The sequence below is a fragment of the Pseudomonas sp. GW821-FHT09C09 genome, from assembly GCF_059418105.1.
The window spans coordinates 183,129-197,200 of the sequence record NZ_JBWKPF010000009.1 but is presented as its reverse complement, the minus strand read 5'-3'; the positions used below and the strand labels follow the sequence as shown (position 1 = coordinate 197,200).

Genomic DNA, 14,072 nt, shown 5'->3' with positions numbered 1-14,072 from the left:
CCCTTTCTTCCCGTCCGAGGAAACACCCATGAATCAGCCCTGCCCTGGCCGCGTCAGCCGTGCGCGCCACGGTCACGTCCACTTGATTGGTCTGGACCGTGCAGCCAAGCGCAATGCCTTCGACCTCGATCTGCTCAACGACCTGGCCCTGGCCTACGGCGAATTCGAGGCCGACAGCGACGCGCGAGTGGCGGTGGTGTTCGGGCATGGCGAGCATTTCACCGCCGGTCTCGATCTGGTCAACGCCAGTTCCTCACTCTCCGAAGGCTGGCAGGTGCCGACCGGCGGCTGCGACCCCTGGGGCGTCTTCGTCGGACCGCGAGTCAGTAAACCAGTAATCGTCGCCGCGCAGGGCTATTGCCTGACCATCGGCATCGAGCTGATGCTCGCCGCCGACATCAACCTGTGCGCCAGCAACACCCGGTTCGCCCAGATGGAAGTGCAGCGCGGGATCTTTCCGTTCGGCGGTGCAACGTTGCGCTTTCATCAAATCGCCGGCTGGGGCAATGCCATGCGCTGGCTGCTGACCGGCGACGAGTTCGATGCCCATGAGGCATTACGTCTGGGGCTGGTGCAGGAAGTCATGGCCAGTGAAGATTTGCTGCCGCGCGCCATCGAGCTGGCGGAACGGATTGCCCGACAAGCGCCATTGGGTGTGCAGGCGACGTTGATGTCGGCGCGTCAGGCGCGATATGAAGGCGAGACCGCAGCGGCGCAGGGTTTGCCGCCGCTGGTGAAGAAACTGCTGGCAACCGAGGATGCCAAGGAAGGTGTGCGTTCGCTGGTGGAGCGCAGACCTGGCGACTTCAAAGGCTTTTAAGACTCAAGTCGCCGGACGGATGCAGTTGATCAACGACTGCAACGAGTACCCCAGCTTCGGCGCCAGCGCTTCAGCTCGCGCGGTAAGCGCCTGCATGTCCAGCACCTGATCGAGATCCGCCGGCACGATCAGAATCACGTTGCCCTCCTTCACCGGCAGCTCCCAGTAATGCCGGTGATAGAGCCCGCGCAACAACGCCGCCCCGAGAGGTTTGCCGTCATCGGTGGCCCACTGGTTGATCACCAGCCAGCCACCGGGATTCAGACGTTTCTGACAGTCGCCGAGGAAATTCCACGCAAGGTGCGCGGCACCCGGGCCAACGTCAGTGTAGAGGTCGACGAAGATCAGATCCGCCGGTTCGGCCGTCGGCAGCAGTTCGATTGCATCGCCAACGCGAATATACAGCCGTGGATCGTCGTCCAGCCCGAGATACTCGATGGCCAGACGCGGCACATCGGGGCGCAGCTCGATGGCTTCGACATCTTCGAGCGGCAGGAACTTGAGGCAGGCCTGGGTCAACGTTCCCGCACCCAGCCCGAGAAACAACGCGCTCTCCGGTTGTTCATGGCACAGCGCACCGATCAGCATCGCCCGGGTGTAGTCGTACTCCAGCCAGCTCGGGTCGGCAGTAAACACGCAGCTTTGCTCGATGGCATCGCCGAACTCCAGAAAGCGGTAGTCGGCCACTTCCAGCACGCGAATCACGCCGAACTCATCCTGTACCTCGGCGAGCAACAGCTCGACGCGCTCCTCAGTCATTTCGTCTCCAGATCATTACCGCAACGGCACTGTGGCAAAGCGGCGATTGTCGGCGAAGCGGCGGGAGCAGGTCACGCACTAATTGCTGCTAACATGGCCGTCCGTGCGTAGAACCTTAGAGACCGTGATGAGCCAACCCTGGAGCCCTGACAGCTGGCGCGCCCTGCCGATCCAGCAACAACCCCGATACCCCGACGCCGCGCACCTGCGCCAGGTCGAGCAGACGCTGGCCAGCTATCCGCCGCTGGTGTTTGCCGGCGAAGCGCGGGAGCTGCGTCGTCAGTTTGCCGAAGTCACCCAGGGCCGGGCGTTCCTGCTGCAGGGCGGCGACTGCGCGGAAAGCTTCGCCGAGTTCTCCGCCGCGAAGATCCGCGACACCTTCAAAGTGCTGCTGCAAATGGCGATCGTCATGACCTTCGCCGCCGGCTGCCCGGTGGTCAAAGTCGGGCGCATGGCCGGCCAGTTCGCCAAGCCGCGCTCGGCCAACGACGAGACCATCGACGGCGTGACCCTGCCGGCCTACCGGGGCGACATCGTCAACGGCATCGGTTTCGACTCGGCCAGCCGCGTACCGGATCCGGAGCGTCTGCTGCAGTCCTATCACCAGTCCACCGCCACCCTCAACCTGCTGCGCGCCTTCGCCCAGGGCGGTTTTGCCGACCTGCATCAGGTGCACAAGTGGAACCTCGATTTCATCGCCAACTCGGCATTGGCGGAGAAGTACAGCCACCTCGCCGACCGCATCGATGAAACCCTGGCGTTCATGCGCGCCTGCGGCATGGACAGCTCGCCGCAACTGCGCGAGACCAGTTTCTTCACGGCCCACGAAGCGTTGCTGCTGAACTACGAAGAAGCCTTCGTGCGCCGCGACAGCCTGACCAACGATTACTACGATTGCTCGGCGCACATGCTGTGGATCGGCGACCGCACCCGTCAGCTCGACGGCGCCCACGTCGAGTTCCTGCGCGGGGTGAACAACCCGATCGGGGTGAAAGTCGGCCCGAGCATGAACCCCGACGACCTGATCCGCCTGATCGACGTACTCAACCCGGACAACGATCCGGGCCGCCTCAACCTGATCGCGCGGATGGGCGCGAACAAGGTCGGCGATCACCTGCCGGCGCTGATCCGCGCGGTGCAGCGTGAAGGCAAGCAAGTGCTGTGGAGCTCCGACCCGATGCACGGCAACACCATCAAGGCCAGCAGCGGCTACAAGACCCGCGACTTCGCGCAGATCCTTGGCGAGGTGAAACAGTTCTTCCAGGTTCACGAAGCGGAAGGCAGCTACGCCGGCGGCATCCACATCGAGATGACCGGGCAGAACGTCACCGAATGCATCGGTGGCGCGCGGCCGATTACTGAAGATGGTTTGTCGGATCGCTATCACACTCACTGCGACCCACGGATGAACGCCGATCAGTCTTTGGAGCTGGCGTTTTTGATTGCCGAGACGCTGAAACAGGTCAAACGCTAAATCGCGATGACGTTGGCTCGGTCGTTTTCGACTTGAGCCAACGTCACCCGCAAGCGCCCGGCACTTTCGCGCTGGCAATTGAGCTGCACCTGCTCAAGCCCCAACCAGTCCGCCATGCGCCGCAGGTTCAGCGCCAAGGCCAGCATCCCCGCCTCATCCAGTCCCGTTTCTTCCTCGTGCACCGCATGCACTGCCAAGCGCCCCGCCGCCCGCTCGGCGCGTAGATCGACCCGCGCAGCAATCCGTTCGTTCTGCAGGAACGGCAGCACGTAATAGCCGTAAACGCGTTTGTCCTGCGGCGTGTAAATCTCCAGCCGATAGCGGAAATCGAACAGCCGCTCGGTGCGACTGCGCTCCCAGATCAGTGAGTCAAACGGAGACAGCAGCGCACTGGCTTCGACTTTTCGCGGGATTTTCGACTCGGGCAGGCAGTAAGCGATCTGGCGCCAACCGGCGACTTCACAGGTCAGCAGTTGCCCGTCCTCGACCAGTTCGGCCAGACGCGGGCGGGCATCGGAAGGGTTCAGCCGGAAGTAATCGCGCAGGTCTTTTTCCGTGCCCACGCCCAGAGCTTCGGCCGCGTGCCGCAGCAAACCGCGCTGCGCCTCGGCCTCATCGGGCAATGGTTGTTGCAGCACGGAGGTTGGAATCACTCGTTCCGGCAGGTCATACAGCCTTTCGAAGCCCCGCCGCCCGGCCACGGTCACTTCACCAGCCGCAAACAACCATTCCAGCGCGTGTTTTTCCGCGCTCCAGTCCCACCACGGCCCGGCCTTTTCCTCGCGGGTCGACAGGCTGCCGGCACCGAGTGCGCCCTGCTCTTCGACCGACGCCAGCACCCGGCGAATGGTGTCCTGTTGCTCACGGCCGAAACGCGCCAGTTGCTGATAGATATCTTCACCGCGCTTGGCCCGCTGCATGCGCCAGCCCATCAGCGGATACATCGACAGCGGCAGCAGCGACGCTTCATGCCCCCAGTATTCGAACAGCGAACGACGTCGCCCCGAACTCCAGGCAGCCTGATCGAGCAAATCGGAAGAATAGGAACCGAGACGGGAAAACAGCGGCAGGTAGTGCGAGCGCACCACGGCATTGACGGAGTCGATCTGCAACAGACCGAGGCGTTCGATCAGCCGGTTGACGTGCAGGGCTTTGACAGCCGGCGGCTGGCGCCCGTGAAACCCTTGGGCAGCCAGTGCCAGACGTCGAGCCTGTTTAAGGGAAAAGGACAAAGTCGCGGGCATGTGTACCTCCATGTCTGCTCGCAACCTACCTCACTACAAAGTGGTTTGTGTAGCGATGGCCTCATCATTTATGCATCGGATCGTCCCAGAACGGCCGAATCGCTTCATGTTCGACATCGGCACGGCTGACCCCGATGTCCTTCAACGCCTCGTCGCTCAGACTGGCGAGCAACTCGCGTTCACGGTGAAGTTCGTACCAGCGGCTAAACTTGTGCAACAGATCGGAAACGATATGGCCGGAAAATTTTTCTTCGCCTGCATACTCTCTTTGACCTTTCATCGTGTTGCCTCCTTTTTGGGATGGCTCAAGTCTCGCGCCGGGGCTACGATCAATCCAACGAATGTTTCTGATGGCAAGCATCACGGAGATTCATCAATTGTCGGCGTACCCCAGTATCGATACCGATGTCCTGCGCACCTTTGTCGCGATTGCCGATCAGGGCGGTTTTACCCGTGCCGGCGAAATGGTCAACCGCACCCAATCGGCCGTGAGCATGCAGATGAAGCGTCTGGAAGAGGACGTGTTGCAGCGCCAGTTATTCGAGCGCGACGGGCGTCAGGTGCGCCTCACCGCTGAAGGTCAGGTGTTGCTCGGTTATGCGCGGCGCATCCTGAAATTGCACAGCGAAGTGTTCAACACTCTGCGCGAACCGCACATGGTCGGCACGGTACGGATCGGCACGCCGGACGATTATGTGATGCGGTTCCTGCCGGGAATCCTGTCGCGCTTCGCGCAGTTCTATCCGCTGATCCAGATCGAAGTGCATTGCGAGTCGACCAAGCAGTTGCTGCAGCGCACGGATCTGGATCTGTCGATCGTCACCCGCGAGCCGGGCAATGAGATTGGCCAATTGCTGCGCAAGGAGCGTTTTGTCTGGGCCGAGGCACAGAATTTCAGCGCCCACGAGCAGACGCCGTTGCCGCTGGCGATGTTCAACAGTGATTGCTTCTGTCGCCTGTGGGCCTGCAATGCGCTGGACGCCATGGGTCGCGAATACCGGATTGCCTACAACAGCACCAGCCTTTCGGCATTGATGGCAGTGGTGAGCGCGGGTCTGGCGATCACCGCGCAACTGGAAAGCCTGATCACCCCGGACCTGCGGATTCTCGGAGCCGCCGAGGATCTGCCGCTGTTGCCCGAGGCCAGCATCATGCTGATCCGCAACCTCAACAATCCGTCGCCGATCACCGAATGCCTGGCCGAGCACATCGTCGAAGGCTTCAAACTTTAAAGGCGAGCATCACCGCACACAGCACCAGGAAGCCGCAGAACAGCCCGCGCAGGAGTTTTTCCGGCATCGCGTGGGCCACTTTCACACCCCAACTGATGCTGGCCAGACCGCCGATGGCCAGCGGCAGGCCGATCATCCAGTCCACTTCGTGGTGCACCGCGTAGGTCACCAGCGTGACACCAGTGCTCGGCAAGGCCAGCGCCAGCGACAGGCCTTGAGCGACCACCTGAGTGGTGCCGAACAGGCTGGTCAGCACCGGTGTCGCCACCACCGCCCCGCCGACCCCGAACAAGCCGCCCATGGTGCCCGAGGCTGCGCCAAGCACGCCCAGCCACGGCCATGAATAACGCATCTCGGACGTCGCTGCCGGACGCGCGCCGAACATGCGCACCAGGTTGTAGGCCGACAGCGCGACGAGGAACGCGACAAATCCGATGCGCATGGTTTGCGCGTCGATGCCCACAGCCCAGATCGAGCCGATCCACGCAAAACAGAATCCCATCACCGCCAGCGGCAACGCGTGCCGGAGTTCGATGCGGTTGCGCTGGTGATAACGCCACAGCGCCAGCATCACGTTCGGCACCACCATCACCAGCGCTGTGCCTTGGGCGATCTGTTGATCGAGGCCGAACCACACGCCCAGCAGCGGAATGGCAATCAAGCCGCCACCGATGCCGAATATCCCACCCAATGTGCCAAGGGCGGCGCCAAATAACAGGTACAGCAAAAACTCGATCACAGCAGAATTCCTCATACGTCAGGCGACCCATCCTACGCAGTCGGCGCTGGCACGGAAACGCACAGCAACGCACAATGGCTGTGCCAAATCCGCATAGGCACTGAGCCGATTCATGAACCCCAATCAATTGACCGAACAACTCGGGCTGTTTCTTGATGTGCTGGAGAGTGGCAGTTTTTCCGCCGCCTCACGCCGACATCCGCTGACGCCATCGGCCGTCGCCCGGCGCATCGACAGTCTGGAAAGCGCTGTCGGCAGCCAGTTGTTCATCCGCAGCACGCATGCGGTGCGCGCCACGCCGGCCGGCCTGGCGTTTGCAGAACGGGCGCGGCGGATCGTTGCCGAGCTGCAACTGGCACGCGCCGAAGCGGTGTCACTGAGCAGCGCACCGGAAGGCTTGATTCGCGTGGATGCGCCGGCAGCGTTCGGGCGGCGGCACCTGGCGCCGGTGATAGCCGACTTTCTGGTGCTGTATCCGGGCCTGGACGTGCAACTGCATCTGATCGACAGCTTTGTCGACATGGATGGCTCGAACCTGGGCAAGGTCGATCTGGTGTTGCGCGCCGGGCAAATGGCAGATACCCGACTGGTCGCCACACCGCTGGCCAGCATGGTGCGCATCGCCTGCGCCAGTCCCGACTACCTCAAGCGTCGGGGCGTGCCGAGCGAGCCCGCTCAATTGGGCGAACACGACGGCCTCGATTGGGACGGCCTCGCCCCGCCCTTCGCCTGGCGATTCGAACACGACGGGCAAATGCAACTTCACCGTCCGGCACGAATCCGCATGAGCGCCAACAACGCCGAGGCCTTGGTCTGCGGTGCGCTCGCGGGACTCGGGATCGCGCATCTGCCGACCTGGCTGGCCAGCGAATACCTGTTGCGTGGCGAGTTGCTGCCGTTGTTCTGTGAAAACGGCCTGCCGAAACCAGAGAGCACCGGCATCTACGCATTACGTCTGGAACAACAGGCCAGCTCCCGCAGCCGCCTGTTGCTGGAATACCTCAAGACTCGCTTCAGCCCCGTGCCACCGTGGGATCTGGCGCTGCAACGGGAACTGGGCCGGCACTGACCGACTCGCCACCGGGCACAATTGTCTGGCGCATTAAAGATTCGAGCGCTAGATTCATCTGCATCACCGCTCAAGGCACCGACATGACCACCGACCGCAACACCACCGACCACTGCGAAGAACTGCTGCTCGACAATCAGGCCTGCTTCGCCCTGCATTCCACTTCGCTGATGATGACCAAGGTCTACAAGCCTTTGCTGCAAGCGCTCGGCCTGACCTATCCGCAGTATCTGGCGATGATGGTGCTGTGGGAGAAGGATGGTCTGACCGTCGGAGAAATCAGCACACGCCTGCTGACCGACCCGGGTTCGCTGACCCCGCTGCTCAAGCGTCTGGAAGTTGAAGGACTCTTGAGCCGGACCCGCAGCCGCGAGGATGAACGGGTGGTGATCGTTGAACTGACTGCACAGGGACACGCGCTGAAAGACAAGGCTCGAACCGTTCCGCCATGCATCCTGGGCGCCAGTGGCTTCACGCTGGAACGCCTGCAAAACCTGCAATCCGAGTTGCAGGCCTTGCGGGGTCACTTGCAGGACAGCCTGACCTAAGCCTCCCCTTTTTCCCTGCAGGAGCAGCCTCGAACCTGCAGGGAAATCGCATTCTTCGCCGCTTTACCCTCTTCCGAAAATTTTTTCCTCTCGCTCTTCTATCAAAAAAACCCTTCATATCAAAAGCTTGAGATCTCATCCCGAGCTGATCCACGTCTCGCTTCCGTGCTTTCGCAAAAATTTATCTTGCGCACTAAATATTAGCGAAGTACATTTACTTCGCACCTAGTTAGCGCGCAAACAATTAGCGCAACAAACCACACATTCGACGAGGCTCACACCATGCAAACTCTCTACACCGCAATCGCAACCTCCACCGGCGGCCGTGACGGTCGTGCGATCTCCAGCGACAACATCCTCGACGTCAAACTGGCCACTCCGAAAGAGCTTGGCGGTGCCGGCGGCGCGGCCACCAACCCTGAGCAACTGTTCGCTGCCGGCTACTCGGCCTGCTTCATCGGCGCCCTGAAATTCGTCGCCAGCCAGACCAAACGCAAAATCCCGGACGACGCGTCGATCACCGCTCACGTCGGCATCGGTCAGATTCCTGGTGGTTTCGGTCTGGACATCGACCTGCACATCGCCCTGCCGGGCCTGGAACAAGCTGACGCACAAAGCCTGGTCGACGCGGCCCACCAGGTCTGCCCGTACTCCAATGCCACCCGCGGCAATGTCGATGTACGCCTGCACGTGACCGTGTAACTGCCCGGCAGCAAAAATCGCAGGCACAAAAAAGCCCGACTCAATGGTCGGGCTTTTTCTTTCCGTAAAAAGCAGTGCTTATTTCGCACGGCCTTTGTAGGAACCGCCTTCGCGGGTATCGATCTCGATCATGTCGCCGATTTCGATGAAGTCAGCAACCGACAGCTCGGTACCGTTCTTCAGTTTGGCAGGCTTCATCACCTTGCCGGAAGTGTCACCGCGAGCGGAACCTTCGGTGTAGTCAACCTGACGCACGATGGTGGTCGGCAGCTCTACGGAAACCAGACGCTCTTCGAAGAACACGGCTTCGCAAACGTCGGTCATGCCTTCTTCAACGAAAGGCAGAACGCTTTCGATGTCTTCGGCGTTCAGTTCGTACATGGTGTAGTCAGTGGTGTCCATGAACGTGTAGGTGTCGCCGCTGATGAAGGACAGGGTCGCTTCTTTGCGGTCGAGGATCACGTCGTCCAGCTTGTCGTCCGCACCGTAAACGGTTTCGGTCTTGTAACCGGTCAGCAGGTTCTTCAGCTTGGTCTTCATGATCGCGCTGTTACGGCCCGATTTGGTGAATTCAGCTTTCTGAACCAGCCAAGGATCGTTGTCGATACGGATCACGGTACCGGGTTTGAGTTCTTTACCAGTTTTCATTGCGAATATCCGAATTTGGATGGGATTTACAAAAATCTAGGCCGCGTATCATATCCAATTTCGGTAAAACTGTACCAGCGCCGTCGCAAGATCGGCCTGCAAGGCCTGTTCCAGACACCATGCTTCGGCATTTTCCTGCAGTTCTGGCCAGTATTTACGGGCCTCAAGCCAGTGCTGGCCGATAGGCTGCCCGGCACTCCAGGCCCGCCAAAGACCGTTCATCGCCTCGGCGGCAGCAGGCGAAAGGCGTTTTCCGTAGAGCGCGAGGAAGGCGTCGAGCTTGTCCAGATGGATATCTTCGTCCTGCTGATAGATGTGCCACAGCATCGGCCGACCAGCCCACTGCGCACGGACAAACGAGTCCTCGCCGCGCACCGCGTTGAAATCGCAGCACCAGAGCAATTGATCGTATTGATCCTGGCGGACGAACGGCAGCACCTGCACGGTCAGCGCCTGGCGCACATTGAAGTCGCCGACCGACAGCGACTCGACTCCGAGCCAGCGCGCGACATCACCGAGAATCCGCCCTTCCGGCACCAGCAGATGAGTCGGTGTCGAATCAGCGGCGAGCACATCCAGCCAACTGGCGAGCCCGGCATTCTCGTAGGCAAACAGCGAAATCAGTTGCGCACCGGGCGCAGGAACGACCCCCAGGGCTTGCAGGAATTGTCGCTGCGACTCGGGATCCTGCTGAAACCGCCGACGCCGTTCCAGCAATCCGCTTTCACGCAACAATCCGCCAGTGCCAGCCTGGAACCCCGGGAAGAAAAAGATCTTCTGCACGGACTTGTACTTCACCGAAGGCAGACCGTGGCAGCCAACCACCCAGTCTTCAGCGCTGAGATAGTCGAGGTTCATCCACAATGGCGGTTTTTCCCGCTCGGCCATGGCGTCCATGTAGGTGCTAGGCAACTGGCAGGCAAACGCAGCGATCACCACGTCGGCGGCGTCCGTTTCAGGCCATTCTGCTGGCCAGTGCCGGACTTCAACGCCCTGCTGCCATTGCGCATCGAGATGGATATCGAGTTCCGGGCAAATACGCTCGAACGCACGCAGATCATCGACCCACAGCCGCACCGCCAGCGCATGCTCGGCCGCCAGTTGCCGGGCCAGACGCCAGGTCACGCCGATGTCGCCATAGTTGTCGACCACGGTGCAAAAGATGTCCCAGCGGGTTTTCGGTTGCGGCATTCAAGACTCCCGTTGGCAAAAGCGCCGATTGTCCGCATAAATGTCCGCGTGCAGAAGAGCCGACGACAATTAATCTTCGTGCGACAATCGCCACTTGCCCGCAATCATCCGCCAGGAGGCAGCCATGCCCTACCGCCCCAACACGCGTCGTCCCTTGCCTGTCCAGCTTAGCGTGCTGCAATTGACCGGCAGCATTGCCCTGGGTCTGTGGCTGGGTTTCCTGGCCATTGTGCTGACATGCTGGCTCGCTTCGATGCTGTTCAGCCGTCAATTGCAACCGGTGGCGGACGCCGTGCAACAACTGAGCAAGCCTGCGGCAGTCGCCCAGCCGCAGCCAGAGCCCGAGCCGCAAAACCGCCTGTTCGAGCAGTACGAAGAAAACCTGCGCAAGAACGAACAGCAGAATCGCCTGGATCAGGCCCGCAGCAGCACGCGCAACCAGTCGAACCCGAAATGCCAGTTCTGGCTCCAGCAGGATCAGACCGCTCCGAGCGAAAAGAGCCGCGCCAACGTCCTGCAATTCTGCGATTGATCATGAACAAGCACGCCGTCCATCAACTGATTCTCGACAAACTGCGCGTCGACCTCGATATCGCCGAACGCGCGGCACAAACCGCTTACCAAACCGCGACTCACGAAGAGAACATCGCCGAAAACAAGTACGACACCCTGGGGCTCGAGGCGTCGTACCTGGCGGCCGGGCAAGCGAAACGGGTCGAGGAGATCCGCCAGTCACTGGCGGTCTGCCAGAACCTGACACTGCGGGCCTATGACGATCAACGCGGAATTGAGATCGGCGCCCTGCTCGGCCTGGAAGACGAAAAGGGTCGCGAGCAATGGCTGTTTCTGGCGCCGGATGCGGCGGGTCTGAAAGTCGACGTGGTCGGTCAGCCGATTACCATCATCACCCCGCGCTCGCCGCTGGGCAAAAGCCTGCTGGGCAAGTTCGAGGGTGACGAGGTGGAGATTCTGGTGGCGGGCACCCGGCAACAGTTCGCTGTCACCGAGGTGCTGTAGACAGGGGCTTAGTGAACCGGCAGTTCGACGCCTTCGAACAGCTCTTCCAGTTCCTGCTTGTTGTGGCACTGGATGGCCTTGGCCATGACTTCGCGGGTCAGGTGCGGTGCGAACTTCTCGATGAAGTCGCACATGAAGCCACGCAGGAATGTGCCGCGACGGAAACCGATCTTGGTCACGCTGGATTCGAACAGTTCGCTGGCATCGAGCACCACCAGGTCGTTGTCGAGTTTGGTATCGACCGCCATTTTCGCCACGATGCCGACACCCAGACCCAGGCGAACGTAGGTTTTGATCACGTCGGCGTCGGCAGCGGTGAACACCACTTTCGGCGTCAGGCCGCGATGGCTGAAGGCTTCGTCGAGTTTCGAACGGCCGGTGAAACCGAACACGTAAGTCACGATCGGGTATTCGGCCAGTGCTTCGAGAGTCAGCTTCGGCAACTTGGTCAGCGGGTGGCCCTGAGGCACGACCACGCAGCGGTTCCAGCGGTAGCACGGCATCATCACCAGATCGCCGAACAGCTCCAGCGCTTCGGTGGCAATGGCGAAATCGACGGTGCCGTCAGCGGCCATTTCGGCGATCTGCATCGGCGAACCCTGGTGCATGTGCAGCGCCACGTCCGGGTATTGCTTGATGAAATTGCTGATCACCGGTGGCAGTGCATAACGTGCCTGGGTGTGCGTGGTGGCGATCGACAGGGTGCCTTTCTTCTCGTTGGAGAATTCCTGGGCGATCTGCTTGATGCTTTCAACCTTGCGCAGAATCTCACCGGCGGTGGTGATGATGCGCTCGCCGGCCGGGGTGACGCGGGTCAGGTGCTTGCCACTGCGGGCGAACACTTCGACGCCCAGTTCGTCTTCCAGCAGACGGATTTGCTTACTGATGCCCGGTTGCGAGGTGTAGAGACTTTGGGCTGTAGCGGAAACGTTGAGGTCGTGGTGCGCCACTTCCCAGATGTAGCGCAATTGTTGAAGCTTCATATGAATCCCTCAAAGCAGGTAGACGCCACGGGCATCAGCGACGGTATATAACTATATTAATGGTTTGAAGAATAAATCTAGAACTTTTTTATCAAAACGCCATTATTACCGTCTCAGCGATCCTCCCGGCGCCGACGCTCCACCAGCGGCACCATGTAAACCGGCACCTTGGACAATTGCAGCAATCGCGTCGCCGTGCGCCCCAACGGTGTTTCCGCCCCGACCCCGTGGCTGTGACTTCCTACGATCAGCAAATCGACGGAGAGTTTCTGGACCTGGTCGAGAATCACCTGCGACGGATCCCCCTGCAGCACCCGCACCGCACGGATCCGCAGCAGATCCTGCTCGCCCTCGTCCCCCAGCTCTTCGCGAAAACTGTCGAGCACCCGTTGCTCGATATTGGCGATGACGGTTTTCAGACCCTGACTGTGAAATTCGTTCAACGCCTGTTCGTCGAGATAGCTCTGCAACACCGACTCGGCAAACAACCCCATGGGCTCCACCGCGTGCACCACATACAAGTCGGCATTGAATGTTCGCGCCATCGCCAGGGCATGCTGCATCACTAACGGTGCGTACAGACCGAGGTCAGTGGCATACAGCATCGAACGAATCATATGACCTCCTCGCAAGCCAACATGGCGGAGATTTGATTCAGCTTAGCAGTGCCTTGGCGAGTACGACGTGCGACGCAACGTCTTGAACCACGAGGGCTTTAGACCGCCGGTTCGTTGCTGATGCCGTGGGGGACATGGCCGGTGGCAACCACCTCCCGGGCCAGCTCGCAGTGACCGGCCTGATCGTCGAAAAACACGTCCGCAGCGAACGCTTCGAGGAATGCCGACTTGGTCAGGCCGCCCAAAAACAGCGACTCGTCCAGACGGATGTCCCACTCGCGCAAGGTACGGATCACCCGTTCGTGAGCCGGCGCCGAACGCGCGGTGACCAGTGCCGTGCGGATCGGGCAGTTATCGTCCGGGAACTCACGCTGCAACAGATTGAGCGCTGCGAGAAAGCCCTTGAACGGCCCGCCGCGCAACGGCTCGCGAGCGGATTCACGCTCCTTGGCCTGAAAGGCTTCGAGGCCTCCGGACTGATAGACCCGCTCCGACTCGTCGGAAAACAGCACCGCGTCACCGTCGAAGGCGATGCGCAATTCATCGCTGGCCGCACGACTGGCGCCACCGGAAAGAATGGTGGCCGCCGCAAAGCCGTTGTCCAGCGCCGAGCGCACGTCTTCAGCGTGAGTGGAAAGAAACAGGTCGCAACCGAACGCCTTGAGATAAGGATAAGGACTGCGCCCGCCGACAAACGCTGCGCGGGAAATCGCCAGGCCGTAATGATCGATCGAGTTGAACACCCGCAGGCCGGTGTCAGCACTGTTGCGCGACACCAGAATCACCTCGACCCGGGCACGGCCAAGGCGACTGTTGAGGTTGAGCAGTTTTTCCACCAGCGGAAAGGCATCGCCCGGCGCGAGGATTTCGTCTTCGTGCTCGATCTGATATTGCCGATAGGCTTCGACGCCGCTCGACAGGTAGACCTTGTGACTCTCGCTCAGATCGAACAAGGCACGGGACGAAATCGCCAGCACCAGTTTGTCATCGATGTTCTTGGCCATGCCTTCCCCCAGATCCCCTCAAAGA

The 14,072-nt window shown here is 60.7% G+C and carries 17 protein-coding genes; 8 read left to right on the top strand and 9 right to left on the bottom strand.

Going from position 1 to position 14,072, the window contains the following annotated elements; translation table 11 throughout:
* Nucleotides 1–28 precede the first annotated feature (28 nt).
* Nucleotides 29–820 (top strand): crotonase/enoyl-CoA hydratase family protein, encoded by a 792-nt coding sequence (locus tag AC07NR_RS25585; RefSeq protein ID WP_495079727.1) that lies wholly within the window; start codon nucleotides 29–31, stop codon nucleotides 818–820.
* 3 nt (nucleotides 821–823) lie between these two features.
* Here the strand turns inward: AC07NR_RS25585 and AC07NR_RS25580 are convergent, their stop codons facing one another.
* Complete coding sequence (locus AC07NR_RS25580; protein WP_085710756.1) at nucleotides 824–1,579, bottom strand: spermidine synthase; 756 nt, start codon at nucleotides 1,577–1,579, stop codon at nucleotides 824–826.
* Between the two features lie 127 nt (nucleotides 1,580–1,706).
* Between AC07NR_RS25580 and AC07NR_RS25575 the strand changes: the two genes are divergently transcribed.
* Nucleotides 1,707–3,053, top strand: coding sequence for a class II 3-deoxy-7-phosphoheptulonate synthase (locus tag AC07NR_RS25575; protein WP_085710757.1), 1,347 nt, complete (start codon nucleotides 1,707–1,709; stop codon nucleotides 3,051–3,053).
* Here the strand turns inward: AC07NR_RS25575 and AC07NR_RS25570 are convergent.
* Nucleotides 3,050–4,297 (bottom strand): winged helix-turn-helix domain-containing protein, encoded by a 1,248-nt coding sequence (locus AC07NR_RS25570; RefSeq protein ID WP_495079726.1) that lies wholly within the window; start codon nucleotides 4,295–4,297, stop codon nucleotides 3,050–3,052. The two genes, AC07NR_RS25575 and AC07NR_RS25570, sit on opposite strands and share 4 nt — an antisense overlap.
* Nucleotides 4,298–4,361: 64 nt before the next feature.
* Nucleotides 4,362–4,577, bottom strand: a complete 216-nt coding sequence (locus AC07NR_RS25565; RefSeq protein ID WP_114884556.1) for a DUF1127 domain-containing protein — start codon at nucleotides 4,575–4,577, stop codon at nucleotides 4,362–4,364.
* 97 nt (nucleotides 4,578–4,674) lie between these two features.
* Here AC07NR_RS25565 and AC07NR_RS25560 point away from each other — a divergent pair, with 97 nt between their 5' ends.
* Nucleotides 4,675–5,529, top strand: a complete 855-nt coding sequence (locus AC07NR_RS25560) for a LysR substrate-binding domain-containing protein (protein ID WP_007955701.1) — start codon at nucleotides 4,675–4,677, stop codon at nucleotides 5,527–5,529.
* Here the strand turns inward: AC07NR_RS25560 and AC07NR_RS25555 are convergent.
* Nucleotides 5,519–6,268 (bottom strand): sulfite exporter TauE/SafE family protein, encoded by a 750-nt coding sequence (locus tag AC07NR_RS25555; RefSeq protein WP_085744971.1) that lies wholly within the window; start codon nucleotides 6,266–6,268, stop codon nucleotides 5,519–5,521. The two genes, AC07NR_RS25560 and AC07NR_RS25555, sit on opposite strands and share 11 nt — an antisense overlap.
* 112 nt (nucleotides 6,269–6,380) lie before the next feature.
* Here AC07NR_RS25555 and AC07NR_RS25550 point away from each other — a divergent pair, with 112 nt between their 5' ends.
* The 3 genes from AC07NR_RS25550 (at nucleotide 6,381) to AC07NR_RS25540 (ending at nucleotide 8,587) form a co-directional block, all read left to right on the top strand.
* Nucleotides 6,381–7,337 carry a LysR family transcriptional regulator gene (locus AC07NR_RS25550; RefSeq protein ID WP_085710761.1) on the top strand — a complete coding sequence of 319 codons (957 nt, stop codon included), beginning with the start codon at nucleotides 6,381–6,383 and terminating at the stop codon, nucleotides 7,335–7,337.
* A gap of 83 nt (nucleotides 7,338–7,420) precedes the next feature.
* Nucleotides 7,421–7,885, top strand: coding sequence for a MarR family winged helix-turn-helix transcriptional regulator (locus AC07NR_RS25545; protein ID WP_423204053.1), 465 nt, complete (start codon nucleotides 7,421–7,423; stop codon nucleotides 7,883–7,885).
* A 282-nt stretch (nucleotides 7,886–8,167) separates the two neighbouring features.
* Complete coding sequence (locus AC07NR_RS25540) at nucleotides 8,168–8,587, top strand: organic hydroperoxide resistance protein (protein ID WP_085710763.1); 420 nt, start codon at nucleotides 8,168–8,170, stop codon at nucleotides 8,585–8,587.
* Nucleotides 8,588–8,665: 78 nt separating this feature from the next.
* Here AC07NR_RS25540 and AC07NR_RS25535 read toward each other — a convergent pair whose 3' ends face one another.
* Complete coding sequence (locus AC07NR_RS25535) at nucleotides 8,666–9,235, bottom strand: elongation factor P (RefSeq protein WP_003226785.1); 570 nt, start codon at nucleotides 9,233–9,235, stop codon at nucleotides 8,666–8,668.
* A 48-nt stretch (nucleotides 9,236–9,283) separates the two neighbouring features.
* Nucleotides 9,284–10,426, bottom strand: coding sequence for an elongation factor P maturation arginine rhamnosyltransferase EarP (gene earP / locus AC07NR_RS25530; RefSeq protein WP_495079725.1), 1,143 nt, complete (start codon nucleotides 10,424–10,426; stop codon nucleotides 9,284–9,286).
* Nucleotides 10,427–10,550: 124 nt separating this feature from the next.
* On the opposite strand from earP, the gene AC07NR_RS25525 reads away from it, so the two are divergent.
* Nucleotides 10,551–10,958, top strand: coding sequence for a hypothetical protein (locus AC07NR_RS25525; protein ID WP_495079724.1), 408 nt, complete (start codon nucleotides 10,551–10,553; stop codon nucleotides 10,956–10,958).
* A 2-nt stretch (nucleotides 10,959–10,960) separates the two neighbouring features.
* Nucleotides 10,961–11,443: a GreA/GreB family elongation factor gene (locus AC07NR_RS25520; RefSeq protein ID WP_495079723.1), complete on the top strand. Its 483-nt coding sequence runs from the start codon at nucleotides 10,961–10,963 to the stop codon at nucleotides 11,441–11,443.
* 8 nt (nucleotides 11,444–11,451) lie between these two features.
* Here AC07NR_RS25520 and cysB read toward each other — a convergent pair whose 3' ends face one another.
* From cysB to AC07NR_RS25505, 3 genes are all read right to left on the bottom strand, one after another.
* Entirely contained in the window at nucleotides 11,452–12,426 is a 975-nt protein-coding gene (cysB, locus tag AC07NR_RS25515) for an HTH-type transcriptional regulator CysB (protein ID WP_007955684.1), read from the bottom strand.
* 113 nt (nucleotides 12,427–12,539) lie between these two features.
* On the bottom strand, nucleotides 12,540–13,043 hold the full coding sequence (locus AC07NR_RS25510) for a universal stress protein (RefSeq protein ID WP_085710767.1): 504 nt from the start codon (nucleotides 13,041–13,043) through the stop codon (nucleotides 12,540–12,542).
* Between the two features lie 98 nt (nucleotides 13,044–13,141).
* Nucleotides 13,142–14,047, bottom strand: coding sequence for a 5'-nucleotidase (locus tag AC07NR_RS25505; RefSeq protein WP_085730576.1), 906 nt, complete (start codon nucleotides 14,045–14,047; stop codon nucleotides 13,142–13,144).
* Nucleotides 14,048–14,072 lie beyond the last annotated feature (25 nt).

Excerpts from the sequence above, each read along its gene's own strand:
- AC07NR_RS25570 (WP_495079726.1), bottom strand. The coding sequence starts at position 4,297 with ATGCCCGCGACTTTGTCCTTTTCCCTTAAACAGGCTCGACGTCTGGCA.
- AC07NR_RS25525 (WP_495079724.1), top strand. The coding sequence starts at position 10,551 with ATGCCCTACCGCCCCAACACGCGTCGTCCCTTGCCTGTCCAGCTTAGC.
- AC07NR_RS25510 (WP_085710767.1), bottom strand. The coding sequence starts at position 13,043 with ATGATTCGTTCGATGCTGTATGCCACTGACCTCGGTCTGTACGCACCG.
- AC07NR_RS25545 (WP_423204053.1), top strand. The coding sequence starts at position 7,421 with ATGACCACCGACCGCAACACCACCGACCACTGCGAAGAACTGCTGCTC.
- AC07NR_RS25535 (WP_003226785.1), bottom strand. The coding sequence starts at position 9,235 with ATGAAAACTGGTAAAGAACTCAAACCCGGTACCGTGATCCGTATCGAC.
- cysB (WP_007955684.1), bottom strand. The coding sequence starts at position 12,426 with ATGAAGCTTCAACAATTGCGCTACATCTGGGAAGTGGCGCACCACGAC.
- AC07NR_RS25540 (WP_085710763.1), top strand. The coding sequence starts at position 8,168 with ATGCAAACTCTCTACACCGCAATCGCAACCTCCACCGGCGGCCGTGAC.
- AC07NR_RS25580 (WP_085710756.1), bottom strand. The coding sequence starts at position 1,579 with ATGACTGAGGAGCGCGTCGAGCTGTTGCTCGCCGAGGTACAGGATGAG.
- AC07NR_RS25550 (WP_085710761.1), top strand. The coding sequence starts at position 6,381 with ATGAACCCCAATCAATTGACCGAACAACTCGGGCTGTTTCTTGATGTG.
- earP (WP_495079725.1), bottom strand. The coding sequence starts at position 10,426 with ATGCCGCAACCGAAAACCCGCTGGGACATCTTTTGCACCGTGGTCGAC.
- AC07NR_RS25565 (WP_114884556.1), bottom strand. The coding sequence starts at position 4,577 with ATGAAAGGTCAAAGAGAGTATGCAGGCGAAGAAAAATTTTCCGGCCAT.
- AC07NR_RS25585 (WP_495079727.1), top strand. The coding sequence starts at position 29 with ATGAATCAGCCCTGCCCTGGCCGCGTCAGCCGTGCGCGCCACGGTCAC.
- AC07NR_RS25520 (WP_495079723.1), top strand. The coding sequence starts at position 10,961 with ATGAACAAGCACGCCGTCCATCAACTGATTCTCGACAAACTGCGCGTC.
- AC07NR_RS25575 (WP_085710757.1), top strand. The coding sequence starts at position 1,707 with ATGAGCCAACCCTGGAGCCCTGACAGCTGGCGCGCCCTGCCGATCCAG.
- AC07NR_RS25505 (WP_085730576.1), bottom strand. The coding sequence starts at position 14,047 with ATGGCCAAGAACATCGATGACAAACTGGTGCTGGCGATTTCGTCCCGT.